This is a genomic window from Pseudomonas sp. Sample_14 (genome assembly GCF_004307515.1).
Classification (GTDB): domain Bacteria; phylum Pseudomonadota; class Gammaproteobacteria; order Pseudomonadales; family Pseudomonadaceae; genus Aquipseudomonas; species Aquipseudomonas atacamensis.
On record NZ_RCOC01000084.1, the window covers coordinates 26,543 to 37,711 of the forward strand.

Annotated in this window: 13 protein-coding genes; 3 read left to right on the top strand and 10 right to left on the bottom strand. The window is 60.5% G+C overall.

Annotated features, from left to right (window positions below):
- Positions 1 to 266 precede the first annotated feature (266 nt).
- Both rmuC and D8U61_RS19505 read right to left on the bottom strand, forming a co-directional pair.
- Complete coding sequence (rmuC, locus tag D8U61_RS19500; protein WP_163012219.1) at positions 267 to 1,631, bottom strand: DNA recombination protein RmuC; 1,365 nt, start codon at positions 1,629 to 1,631, stop codon at positions 267 to 269.
- Positions 1,632 to 1,806: 175 nt separating this feature from the next.
- Positions 1,807 to 2,130 carry a hypothetical protein gene (locus tag D8U61_RS19505; RefSeq protein ID WP_024012181.1) on the bottom strand — a complete coding sequence of 108 codons (324 nt, stop codon included), beginning with the start codon at positions 2,128 to 2,130 and terminating at the stop codon, positions 1,807 to 1,809.
- 910 nt (positions 2,131 to 3,040) lie between these two features.
- On the opposite strand from D8U61_RS19505, the gene D8U61_RS19515 reads away from it, so the two are divergent.
- From D8U61_RS19515 to D8U61_RS19525, 3 genes are all read left to right on the top strand, one after another.
- A complete protein-coding gene (locus D8U61_RS19515) occupies positions 3,041 to 3,265 on the top strand; it encodes a hypothetical protein (protein ID WP_016773719.1) in 225 nt (74 codons plus the stop codon).
- A 271-nt stretch (positions 3,266 to 3,536) separates the two neighbouring features.
- Complete coding sequence (locus D8U61_RS19520) at positions 3,537 to 4,019, top strand: hypothetical protein (protein ID WP_024012180.1); 483 nt, start codon at positions 3,537 to 3,539, stop codon at positions 4,017 to 4,019.
- Between the two features lie 146 nt (positions 4,020 to 4,165).
- Positions 4,166 to 5,437, top strand: a complete 1,272-nt coding sequence (locus D8U61_RS19525; RefSeq protein WP_130902173.1) for an outer membrane protein transport protein — start codon at positions 4,166 to 4,168, stop codon at positions 5,435 to 5,437.
- 210 nt (positions 5,438 to 5,647) lie between these two features.
- Here D8U61_RS19525 and D8U61_RS19530 read toward each other — a convergent pair whose 3' ends face one another.
- From D8U61_RS19530 to cobU, 8 genes are all read right to left on the bottom strand, one after another.
- Positions 5,648 to 6,208, bottom strand: coding sequence for a glutathione peroxidase (locus D8U61_RS19530; protein ID WP_130927492.1), 561 nt, complete (start codon positions 6,206 to 6,208; stop codon positions 5,648 to 5,650).
- A gap of 54 nt (positions 6,209 to 6,262) precedes the next feature.
- Positions 6,263 to 6,385: a hypothetical protein gene (locus D8U61_RS28240; protein ID WP_016773715.1), complete on the bottom strand. Its 123-nt coding sequence runs from the start codon at positions 6,383 to 6,385 to the stop codon at positions 6,263 to 6,265.
- On the bottom strand, positions 6,382 to 7,590 hold the full coding sequence (locus tag D8U61_RS19535; protein WP_056783951.1) for an MFS transporter: 1,209 nt from the start codon (positions 7,588 to 7,590) through the stop codon (positions 6,382 to 6,384). Before D8U61_RS19535 ends, D8U61_RS28240 begins: the two co-directional genes overlap by 4 nt.
- A gap of 52 nt (positions 7,591 to 7,642) precedes the next feature.
- Positions 7,643 to 8,047, bottom strand: a complete 405-nt coding sequence (locus D8U61_RS19540; protein ID WP_130888575.1) for a MarR family winged helix-turn-helix transcriptional regulator — start codon at positions 8,045 to 8,047, stop codon at positions 7,643 to 7,645.
- Between the two features lie 176 nt (positions 8,048 to 8,223).
- Positions 8,224 to 8,946: an adenosylcobinamide-GDP ribazoletransferase gene (locus D8U61_RS19545; protein WP_130888576.1), complete on the bottom strand. Its 723-nt coding sequence runs from the start codon at positions 8,944 to 8,946 to the stop codon at positions 8,224 to 8,226.
- Position 8,947: 1 nt separating this feature from the next.
- Positions 8,948 to 9,523, bottom strand: coding sequence for an alpha-ribazole phosphatase family protein (cobC, locus tag D8U61_RS19550; RefSeq protein WP_125918404.1), 576 nt, complete (start codon positions 9,521 to 9,523; stop codon positions 8,948 to 8,950).
- Positions 9,520 to 10,575 (bottom strand): nicotinate-nucleotide--dimethylbenzimidazole phosphoribosyltransferase, encoded by a 1,056-nt coding sequence (gene cobT, locus D8U61_RS19555; protein ID WP_130888578.1) that lies wholly within the window; start codon positions 10,573 to 10,575, stop codon positions 9,520 to 9,522. The genes cobC and cobT overlap by 4 nt, the downstream gene beginning before the upstream one ends.
- Positions 10,572 to 11,093, bottom strand: coding sequence for a bifunctional adenosylcobinamide kinase/adenosylcobinamide-phosphate guanylyltransferase (cobU, locus tag D8U61_RS19560; RefSeq protein ID WP_041479540.1), 522 nt, complete (start codon positions 11,091 to 11,093; stop codon positions 10,572 to 10,574). The genes cobT and cobU overlap by 4 nt, the downstream gene beginning before the upstream one ends.
- Positions 11,094 to 11,169: the final 76 nt, after the last annotated feature.

An 11,169-nucleotide genomic window follows, 5' to 3' on the forward strand; every position in this document is an offset into this window, starting at 1 on the left:
CCGGGCGTGGGAGCGCAGCGACCGTCTGGCGCAGCCAGACACAGCGGAAGGAGGTGCAGCGAAGCAAACCGGAGCCGCTGCGCCCGGATCAGTCCCGCAGCGAAGGGACCCGAGCCTGCGAGGGCCGAACGCAGGAGCTAGCGTTTTTTGCTTACTTTTTTTGGCGCTTGTAAAAAAGTAAGTCGCCGTCAGGCGAAACCGCCAGCCGCCACGACCGCAGCAACGGATATGCCCCCAATCAGCCAGAAAAAAACGAGCCTTTGAATTTACTCAGGCAACTCAACCAACCCATCAACATCCGTCATCGCCCGCTCCAGCAAATCCGCCGGCAAGCTCTTGCTCGCCCGCGCACCGAGCAACTTCAACTGTTCACTGCGGCTGACCAGATTACCGCGCCCTTCTGTGAGCTTGTTACGCGCCGAGCTGTAAGCCTTGTCCAGCTGCTGCAGACGATTGCCCACTTCGTCCAGATCCTGAATAAACAACACGAACTTGTCGTACAGCCAGCCCGCGCGCTCGGCGATTTCCCGGGCATTCTGGCTCTGCCGTTCCTGCTTCCACAAACTGTCGATCACCCGCAACGTGGCCAGCAGCGTAGTCGGGCTGACGATCACGATATTGCGGTCGAAAGCGTCCTGAAACAGCGACGGCTCAGCCTGCAATGCCGCAGAAAATGCCGCTTCAATCGGTACGAACAGCAAAACGAAATCGAGGCTGTGCAAGCCTTCCAGACGCTTGTAATCCTTGCCGGCCAGACCTTTCACATGATTGCGCAGCGACAATACGTGCTGCTTGATCGCGATCTGCCCCAATGTGTCGTCATCAGCCGCAACATATTGTTGATAGGCCGTGAGACTGACTTTCGAGTCGACCACCACCTGCTTGTCGCCGGGCAGATAAATGATCACATCGGGCTGGAAGCGCTCACCGTCCGGGCCTTTGAGATTGACCTGAGTCTGATACTCGCGGCCCTTCTCCAGACCCGCGTGCTCAAGAACCCGCTCGAGGATCAGTTCGCCCCAATTGCCCTGGGTTTTCTGGCCCTTGAGCGCGCGAGTCAGATTGGTCGCTTCGTCGCTCAGACGCAGGTTCAACGCCTGCAAACGCTCCAGCTCCTTGGCCAGCGAGAAGCGCTCGCGGGCTTCGGCCTGATAGCTTTCTTCAACGCGTTTTTCAAAGGACTGGATGCGCTCTTTCAACGGATCAAGCAACTGCCCAAGCCGCTGCTGGCTGGTTTCGGCAAAGCGCTGCTCACGCTCATCGAAGATCTTGCCGGCCAGCTCGGCGAATTGCGCGCGCAGTTCATCGCGTGAGCCTTGCAGGTCGTTGAGACGTTGTTGATGGCTTTCCTGTTGCTCTCGCAGTTCGGCGCTCAGCGAGGCAGCGTGGGCGTCCAGGCGGCGTAACTCAGCATCCTTGTTGGCGCGTTCGAGGTTCCAGGCGTGGGAGGCATCGCGGGCGTCGTCGCGCTCGATCTGCAGCAATTCGACTTCGCGGCGCAGGGCGGCGAGGTCTGCCTGTTTGGCGGCGTTAGCCTGACCGAGGTCGGCGATCTCATCGCGACTCGCTTCAAGCTGCGCGGTGAGGCCGTCCTGGGCCAGTTGCGCCATGGCCAGGCGCTCTTCGAGCAAGGCCAGATCGGCCTGGGCGTTGCTGGCCCGGCGTTGCAGTTGCCAGGCCAGCGCCAGCAGCGGCACCCCTGCTGCCGCAAGACCAAGCAATATGCTGGTCAAGTCCATAGCCATAGCGACTCCTGCCAATCGGATAAAGCCTGAAGGTTAACCAAGGTGTCTGGGCTTGGACAGCTCAGTCTTCGATCAGACCGAGTTCCTGCTGCGCGCGACGGTCACCGGCACGGGCGGCCTGACGCAGCAGCTCCTGGCCGATACGCCGGTCACGGGCATTGCCGCACTCCCGGCAAATCAATTGGCCGAGGCGGCTCTGTGCAGCGACCACACCTTCACGGGCCGGTTGCTTGAGCAGACGGCCGGCGAGGTGTTTGGCGCTGGGACTGTCGCTCAGGCGCGGCGCATCGAGCAGCCATTCGGCAACACGCACGGAAAAACGCTTGGGAGCGGTAACAGAGGTCGGATTGGAGGTAACAGAGTCTGATACTGAGCGAAACTTCATAAAGCACTGCGGGACAGATCGGAAGGCGCGCCACTTTACTCTCTTTTTCTTACAGGTAAAGTCGAAAAAAACCCGGCACGCCCGTGCTAGAGCAAGCGCTAGGGACAATCCACAGAAGCTGTGGATAAGTCAGTGGACAACCGCTCTACGATCCCCGCAAAGCCTTATGGAATGGGGCTCGCAGTCAAACTGACGATTTTTTCACCAACAAAAAAAGACGATATTTTTCATTGACTTAAACTTTTGATACAGGCAGCGACTGGAGTCAGGATCGATGTGACAGTTGCGTTACGCTCTGCGCAACTAATGTGCACAAGTACCTGTGAGCCGGTTATATGCGTGCGCTTTTTCGGGTCATTTTGCGCAGCTGCGAGCGACCGAGAGGCTCTGCGAAAAGCATGCACGCCGACGGACGGTGCGACACGACCTCTCCCTGTGATCCTTTTTTTGGTCATGGGGTTTGCTTCGCCCGAACGGATCCGTTACTATCCGCGGCGTTAGTACCAAGCTGAAAGTCAATTCCGGTCGACATCTCCCCACGGTCAACTTCCAACAGGAAGACACTGCCGAAAAAAGCGGGAACGACCCCTCGATGGTTTCCAGGTAAATCTTGCGACGACGCTGCCTTTGAACGAAAACAAAGGGCGTTGCGAAGAACACTTACTCTGACCGAACCAACCTGCAAATTGATCAGGATCTTCACCCCGGGCCCAGAACCTTTGCCCTCGCTGTGATGCCTGTCCTCCTAAGTACCTACCTGCCAGCCCAAGCGCGCACATTTATCAGCGCTTCAAACTGGCTGCTTTGTTCCAGTCGGGTTCTTCGTTCGATCAATGGTGATCAACGTTACTGGAACGTTTTAACGTTGCACGGTTCTTATCCGTGTCATTTGTAGGAACACCTAATAACTATGTCTACTCAAATCCAGACTCAGGATGCCATTCGCACCCTAACCAACGCTTTTGCTCCAATGAACTGCCTGATCATGGCCGCCCGCAAAGGCTGCTTCAGCTTCACTGTGGTCAATGAACACGGCATCGCTCGTCACAGCGAGCGTTTGTACCCCGATCAATACTCCAGCGCCGAACCGCTGCAGGCCGTGATCGAGCGTACCCGTCAGGCACTGGTTGCCTGAAAGCCGGACAGGCTGCAAAAGCAAAGCCCTGCTGAAAAGCGGGGCTTTTTATTGCCTGATATTTCACTTTTAGCGCTGCGCTTCTAAGCATGTTCCGATCTAACGCCCGGGATGCGATGGCGGAAATATTTTAAAAACAGACCTTTACACGCTGAATATGACACTACACTTCAACTCAAGCGGCTTGACCCGCTTGCGGCGAGCCTGAGTCGATCCACTGCTGCCAAAGCCCCTTCAGGACTCGCCCTCAACAACAAGAACCGAGGGTGTTATGGGTATCGCTGCCAGCGAACTGTGCCGCTATGTGATCCGTCCCACACTGATTTATCTGGGACGCCACTGCGCAACTGCCGAATCCCTGCTGCTGGGTATCGCCGCCAGCCAGTCCGCCCTCGGGTCTGCCCTGCATGACCGCCGTGGCCACGGCCTATACCGGATTGCCGAGCATCGCCATCAGGCGCTCTGGGATGATTATCTGGCGCTCGATCCGGAGCGCGCCAGCCTGGTGCGCGGCCTGGCCAGTCAGCATGCGTTCCTCAGCGGCCCGCATCTGGAACTGACCGTCAACCTGCGTTACGCCACGGCCATCGCCTGGCTGCTGGTAGAAGAACAAAACCCCACCCTCCCCGCTCCGACCGACCTGCTCGGCATGGCGCGTATCTGGCGCCAGACCTTTCAACCGCAAGGCCGTTTGCGCGACTTCACCTATGCCTGGCAAACCTGTGTTTCACCGCTGAATCAGGTCGCTTGCTGACCGGGCGGTTTCACAAGTTCTACCATCAGGTCGCCATTTTGGTCGGATTGTCCTACAAAACCGCTCTAACTCAAGGCATACAGGCTATAGCGCTGGGACGAAAATGTTGGTAATTTTCGCCCCGGTGATCACCAGGAGTTCTAATAATGAAAAAAGTCATGCTCAAAACCACCCTTAGCCTCGCCGTTACCCTTGCCTCCACACAAATCTTCGCGGCAGGTTTTGCCCTCAACGAACAAAGCATCAGTGGGATGGGGACTGGTTTTGCCGGGCGATCTTCTTCTGCCGACGACGCAAGCACTGTTTATGGCAACCCGGCCGGCATGGCGCGCATCAAGCGCGAACAAGTCACCGGTGGTGTCGCCGTTGTCGATGCACACACCGATATCAGCAACGCCAGCTCCAGCCCTAACGGCGGCAGCAACAAAGGCGACATGGTGCCCTTCACCGCTGTACCTATGGGCTTCTATGTAAAACCGATCGATGACCACTGGGCATTCGGTCTCGGTGTGTACGTACCGTTCGGTCTGATCACGGATTACGAAAACGGCTTCGCCGGTCGTTACTTCGGCAGCAAGTCCGAAGTGCAAGTCATCACTTTCCAGCCAACCGTCAGCTACGCCTTCAACGATAAGGTGTCGATCGGTTTCGGCCCGACCATCAACCGCATCGACGGCTCGCTGGAATCCAACCTGTCGATCACCCAGGCACTGCCGGACGGCAAGGTCAAGATCAAGGGTGACGACACCGCGCTGGGCTACAACGTCGGCTTGCTGGTCCAGGCCACCGACACCACCCGTGTCGGCCTGACCTACCACTCCAAGGTCGACTACAAGCTCGAAGGCGACACCAAGGTCAACTACAACGCTCTGGCGCTGGTGGGCGTTGGCGCCAACCAGAAGTACGACGCTTCGTTGAAGATCACCACGCCGGAATCCGTGGACCTGTCGGTCACCCAGGCGATCAACGATCGCTGGAACGTCTACGCCGGTACCACCTGGACCCGCTGGAGCCAACTGGAAAAGATCACCGTGAAGAACTCCGGCGTGCAGCCTCTGCTGGCCGGTCAGTTCGGTTCGATCAACGAAGACCAGAACTGGCATGACTCCTGGGCGTACGCCGTGGGTACCTCGTACCAGTTGAACAAGGAATGGGTACTGCGTACCGGTCTGACCTTCGACCAGTCGCCAACCAATAACGAAGACCGCTCGCCACGTATCCCGACTGGCGACCGCACCATCTTCAGTATCGGTGCCGGCTGGAGCCCGACCGACGACCTGACCATCGACGTCGCGTACTCGTACCTCAAAGAAGAGTCGGTCAACATCCGCAACGAAAACGCGCGTGGCCAGACTTACGATGCCAAGTATGAAAACTCGGCAAACGGCTTCGGTGTCGGCGCGACTTACCGCTTCTGATGCACCGTGGCGAGGCTAACCCCTCGCCCACCAAAAAGCCCCGCTCTCTTTACAGAGGCGGGGCTTTTTCTTGCCTGCAACTTTTCACTGGAACGACAAAATCACCCTTGTGGGAGCGAGCCTGCTCGCGAAGGCGGTATGTTAGATGTTGATGTGCTAACTGACACATCGCTTCGCGAGCAGGCCCGCTCCCACAGAGAACAGCATTAATCAGGGCTTCAGCGGTTTGGAGGCAATGGCCTTTTCGATCGCCGCAATAAATTCCGGATCATCCGGTTTGGTCAAACTGGAAAAACTCGCCACCACCTTGCCCTGCCGGTCGACCACATACTTGTAGAAATTCCACTTCGGCGCATTGCTCCGCGCGGCCAGCACCTGGAACAGATGCGTGGCGTCGTCGCCGCGAACCTTCTGCGGCTCGGTCATGTTGAAGGTCACGCCATAGTTGGCGTAGCAGACCTTGGCGGTTTCGGCGCTGTCCTTGGACTCCTGCTTGAAGTCATTGGACGGCACGCCGAGCATCTCCAGCCCTTGCGCCTTGTAGCGCTTGTTCAGCGCCTCGAGGCCTTCGAACTGCGGGGCGAAACCGCAGAAGCTGGCGGTATTGACTACCACCAGCGGCTTGTCGGCGTACTGCTTGCACAGATCGATGGATTCCTTGGCGCGCAGCTTGGGCAGCGAGCCTTGCAGCAGCTCAGGACAGTCGGCGGCCTGGGCCAGGCCAGTCAACGCCATCAGCAACGCGGGAACAGCACACCAGCGCATCAACATGTCGAATTTCCTTGGGCAGTCATCAGGCTTCGACGTTACTCGCCACGCTGCCATCTAGCAAATACTCATGCCCAACTGCATCAGCGCCAGACCGCCGCGCTGCCAGCCCCACCACACCAGCGCCAACAGCGCCGCAGCCAGTGCGGCAACAACGACCCGCGCGCAGATCCGGCTCATGCTGCACTCGCCGCAGCTTGCAGGCGCGCCACCGGACGCTCGCGCACCGGCCAGTTCAGGGCCGCTGCCAGCAGGCTCAAGAGAACCGCCACTTGCCAGATCAAGTCATAACTCCCGGTTCGGTCGTACACCACCCCGCCCAGCCAACCGCCAAGGAACGAGCCGAGCTGATGGAACAGAAAGACGATGCCACCGAGCATGGACAAATTGCGCACGCCGAACAAGGTCGCCACCGTACCGTTGGTCAACGGCACCGTCGACAGCCACAGGAAGCCCATGGCCATGCCGAACAGATACGCCGTGGTGGTGGTCACCGGCAACCACAGGAACAGCACGATCACCACTGCGCGCAACAGATACAGCGCAGTCAACAGACGCGGTTTGGACATGCGTCCACCAAGCCAGCCGGCGGTGTAAGTGCCGAAGATATTGAACAGTCCGATCAACGCCAGCACCGTAGTGCCGACACTGGCGGGCAGATGCTGATCGACCAGATACGCTGGCAAGTGCACACCGATGAACACCACCTGAAAACCGCAGACAAAAAAGCCGAACGCCAGCAGCCAGAAACCGGAGTGCGAGCAGGCCTCACGCAGCGCTTCGGAAAGAGTCTGTTCATGGCCAAGCACCGGCAGCGGCTTGTCCTTGAGCATGCTCACCAGCGGCACAATCATCGCCACCAACAGGCCCAGCACCAACAGCGCGGCCGACCAGCCGAGCCAGCCGATCAGGCCCAGCGTGCCCGGTAACATCGCAAACTGGCCGAACGAACCGGCGGCGCTGGCGATACCCATGCCCATGCTGCGTTTCTCTGGCGGCACAGCGCGACCCACAACACCAAGAATGACCGAAAACGAAGTGCCCGAAAGACCGATACCGATCAGCAGGCCGGCACTCAGTGACAGAGTCACTGCCGAATCAGACAGGCCCATGCACACCAGGCCCGCTGCGTAGAGGATCCCACCGACCAGCACCACTTTCGCCGCGCCGAAGCGGTCGGCCAGGGCGCCGGTGAATGGCTGCGCCAGACCCCAGATCAGGTTTTGCAGGGCGATGGCGAAAGCAAATACCTCCCGACCCCAACCAAATTGCGCGCTCATCGGCGACAGGAACAGACCGAACCCGTGGCGCACGCCCAATGACAACGCCAGGATCAGCGCACTCCCCAGCAACACCCAACCGCACGTACGCCACATCGATGTCATTGTTATTCTCCAGTCGCGGGTATATACCCGCTTGAGCGCGAAAAAACCGGCGTCAGGCCAGTTCGTCGAGCAGTTTGAGCAAGGTTTCGCGCTTCTCGGCACCGAGCCGGTCGATCAGCCGCTGTTGCGCCGCTTCCCACGCCGGCAATGCCGCTACCAGGCGCTGCACACCGGTTTCGGTGAGGCGCACGATGCGGTTGCGCATGTCCTCGCCTTCGGCCAGCGCCACCAGACCTTCGCCCTCCAGCACACGCAAATTGCGCCCCAAAGTGCTGCGATCCAGGCCCATGGCCTCTGCCAGTTCGGAAATGCTCGGTTGCTCCAGCCGCTGCAGATTACACAGCAGAGAATACTGGGCAACGTTGATCCCGAAGCCGTCGAGAGCGCCGTCGTAATGCCTGCTGACGCCACGCGCGGCGCGACGCAGGTTGGTGCACAAACACTGAGAAGGAAGCATGATGCGTGTATATACCCGCGAGTGTGTTAAATCAAGTTACAGATGAGTTTACTCTGCACATCATTATTGCCGGTGAGGCCGCCTTCGCGAGCAAGCTCGCTCCCACAGGGGATTGCATTTCGAAGGTGGGAGCGAGCCTGCTCGCGAAGGGGCCGGCATCATCTACGGCAAATCCTTCAGACCAAAGCGAGCCCCACCAACACCCCCATCTCCAGCAATTCCAGCAACGCCCCCGCCGTGTCCCCGGTAGTCCCGCCCAACCGCCGCATCATCAAACGCCGCAGCCAGACAAACCCGACCAGCGAAATCAGCACCGCGCCAATACCCGCGATGAACACGCAGCCCAGCGCACTCATCCCCAGCACCCACCACCCCGCTTTACGCGGCAGATGATCGGCTAGGGCCTGACCCAAGCCACCCGCACGCACATACGGCGTAGTCAGAAACAACCCCAACAGCGCCGCTCGCCCGAGCACCGGCACGATGATCAGCGCCAGGGTATGCCCTTGTTCGATCAGTGCCAGCAGCGCGGCAAATTTGAGCAACAACACCAGCACCAGCGTGACCACCGCAATCGGCCCGCTGCGCGGATCTTTCATGATCGTCAACGTGCGCTCGCGATCACCGAAACCGCCGAGCCAGGCATCGGCGCTGTCGGCCAGGCCATCGAGATGCAGCGCGCCGCTGAGCAATACCCACACGGTCAGCAACAGCGCCGCATGCAGCAACAACGGCGCGCCGGCCAACAACAGATTCAACGCATAAAGGATCAGCCCGAACAGCAATCCCACCAGCGGATAAAACAGCAGCGAACGGCCGAGCTGTTGCGGCTCGGGCATGCCCGGGAGGCGAATCGGCAGGCTGCTGAGAAACTGCAAGGCGATCCACAGCGGCAACATCTCAGTGACCTTCCTTGAGCGCGCCATCAGCCTCGACCGTCAGCGCAAACAGCGCGCCGTGGCCGACCTCGACATTGAGCAACTGTTCACGTGGCAGCTCTCGTGCCTGCGCCAGCAACAAACGCATCACGCCGCCGTGGCTGACCAGCAGAATCCGTTCGCCGGCGTAAGCCGCGTGCAATCGCGCGACCGCCGCCAACACCCGCGCGGAAAACGCGCTGACCGGCTCCCCCTGCGGTGGCGTGAAGCCATAGGGATCAGCCCAGAACAGCCCCAGCGCTTCGGCATCCGTCTCCATCAATGCCGCCGCGCTCTGCCCTTCCCAAGCGCCGAAATGCAGTTCCTGCAGATCCTTGTCCAGATGCACGGACAGATTCAGTTGCTCGCCGAGTTCAGCTGCGAAGCGCGCGCAGCGCTGCAATGGCGAACTGACGATACGATCCCACGGCCCGCCGTCGACCACCGCTGCACGCATCTGCGTCCAGCCGTTTGCGGTCAGCGCATCGTCGAGGCTGCCGCGCAAGCCGCCGCCGAGTTCCGTTTCGCCATGGCGCAGCAGATCCAGGCGCAGGCTCATGCCGGGCGATCCGCCACGGCTGCTTCGGCGAACGTCGCCATTTGCCCGTGCAGGTCACAGGCCAGACGCAACAACGGCACCGCCAACGCCGCGCCACTGCCCTCGCCCAGGCGCAGGCCGAGCTCGAGCAGCGGCTCGGCGCTCAAGGTTTCCAGCACATGGCGATGGCCCGGCTCGGCACCGCGATGGCCAAACAACAGCCACTGGCGACAGGCCGGATTCAAGCGCACCGCGACCAGTGCCGCGACCGTGCAGATGAAGCCGTCGACCAGCACCGCAATGCCTTCCTGCGCGCAGGCCAGATAAGCGCCGACCAACGCGGCAATCTCGAAGCCGCCGAGATTGAACAGCGTCTGCAAGGCATCGCCACGCTGCGCGGCATGCAGCGCCAGCGCGCGTTCGATCACCTGTGCCTTGTGGCTGACGCCAGCGGCATTCAGCCCGGTGCCGGGACCGGTCAGGTGCGCCACCGGGCAATCGAGCAAGGCGCAGGCCAGCGCACTGGCCGCCGTGGTGTTGCCGATGCCCATTTCGCCGCCGATGAACAACTGCGTGCCGGCGGCTTTCGCGCGCAAGACGCTGTCGCGACCGGCCTGCAAGGCCGATTCGCCCTGCGCCTGAGTCATCGCTGCGCCCTGAGCGAAGTTCGCCGTTCCCGCGCCGATGTTCAGATGGCGCACGCCGGGCAGATTCAGCGCCGGATTCACCGTGCCCAGATCGACCACTTCCAGCTGCGCGCCGAGCTGACGCGCCAGCACGCTGATCGCCGCGCCGCCGCTGACAAAGTTGAGCAGCATCTGCCCGGTGACTTCCTGCGGATAAGCCGATACGCCTTCGGCTACCACGCCATGGTCGCCAGCGAAAATCGCGATCCAGACTTGATCCAGCGTTGGCTTGAGCTGACCTTGCAGACCGGCCAGGTGCACGGCCACCGATTCAAGGCGCCCCAGCGAACCGGCCGGTTTGGTCAGTTGCTGCTGGCGCTCGGTCGCTTGCGCAACGATTTCGGCGTTCTCGGTTTTGCACGGGTTCAGCCACCAGGTCGGGCTCATAACGCAGGTCCTTTCAAAGTCAGGGGCAGGCCGGCGACGGTCAGGACAACTCGCTGACAGCGCTCGGCCAGAGCTTGATGCAGCCAACCGGCTTCATCGACATAGCGGCGGGTCAATTCGCCCAGCGGCACGACACCCATTCCGGTCTCGTTGCTGACAAAAATGATTTCACCCGGCAACGACGCCAGGCAGTCGAGCAAGGCTTCACGCTCGGCGGCGAGACGTTCGGCGTCGTCGAGCATCAGCAGATTGGTCAGCCACAGGGTCAGGCAATCGACCAGCAGGCAGCGCTCGGCGCCAGCGGATTCGCGCAGTACGCGGGCCAGTTCCAGTGGTTCTTCGATCAACGCCCATTCGACCGGGCGACGTGCGCGATGATGGGCGACGCGTTGATTCATTTCGCCGTCGAGCGGTTGGCTGGTGGCGATGTAGGTGACCGCCAGATGGCTGTCGCTGGCGAGTTTTTCCGCCAGACGACTTTTGCCGGAGCGGGCGCCGCCGAGGATCAGTTGGAGCATGGGTTCATCCAAAAATGTGTGGTAAGGCAACCGGCCCCTTCGCGAGCAGGCTCGCTCCCACCGTTGATCGCAGTTC

Bases quoted from the DNA above. Each gene is read 5' to 3' on its own strand.
- D8U61_RS19505 (WP_024012181.1), bottom strand. From the start codon at position 2,130: ATGAAGTTTCGCTCAGTATCAGACTCTGTTACCTCCAATCCGACCTCT.
- D8U61_RS19515 (WP_016773719.1), top strand. From the start codon at position 3,041: ATGTCTACTCAAATCCAGACTCAGGATGCCATTCGCACCCTAACCAAC.
- D8U61_RS19520 (WP_024012180.1), top strand. From the start codon at position 3,537: ATGGGTATCGCTGCCAGCGAACTGTGCCGCTATGTGATCCGTCCCACA.
- D8U61_RS19525 (WP_130902173.1), top strand. From the start codon at position 4,166: ATGAAAAAAGTCATGCTCAAAACCACCCTTAGCCTCGCCGTTACCCTT.
- D8U61_RS19530 (WP_130927492.1), bottom strand. From the start codon at position 6,208: ATGTTGATGCGCTGGTGTGCTGTTCCCGCGTTGCTGATGGCGTTGACT.
- D8U61_RS28240 (WP_016773715.1), bottom strand. From the start codon at position 6,385: ATGAGCCGGATCTGCGCGCGGGTCGTTGTTGCCGCACTGGCTGCGGCG.
- D8U61_RS19535 (WP_056783951.1), bottom strand. From the start codon at position 7,590: ATGACATCGATGTGGCGTACGTGCGGTTGGGTGTTGCTGGGGAGTGCG.
- D8U61_RS19540 (WP_130888575.1), bottom strand. From the start codon at position 8,047: ATGCTTCCTTCTCAGTGTTTGTGCACCAACCTGCGTCGCGCCGCGCGT.
- D8U61_RS19545 (WP_130888576.1), bottom strand. From the start codon at position 8,946: ATGTTGCCGCTGTGGATCGCCTTGCAGTTTCTCAGCAGCCTGCCGATT.
- cobC (WP_125918404.1), bottom strand. From the start codon at position 9,523: ATGAGCCTGCGCCTGGATCTGCTGCGCCATGGCGAAACGGAACTCGGC.
- cobT (WP_130888578.1), bottom strand. From the start codon at position 10,575: ATGAGCCCGACCTGGTGGCTGAACCCGTGCAAAACCGAGAACGCCGAA.
- cobU (WP_041479540.1), bottom strand. From the start codon at position 11,093: ATGCTCCAACTGATCCTCGGCGGCGCCCGCTCCGGCAAAAGTCGTCTG.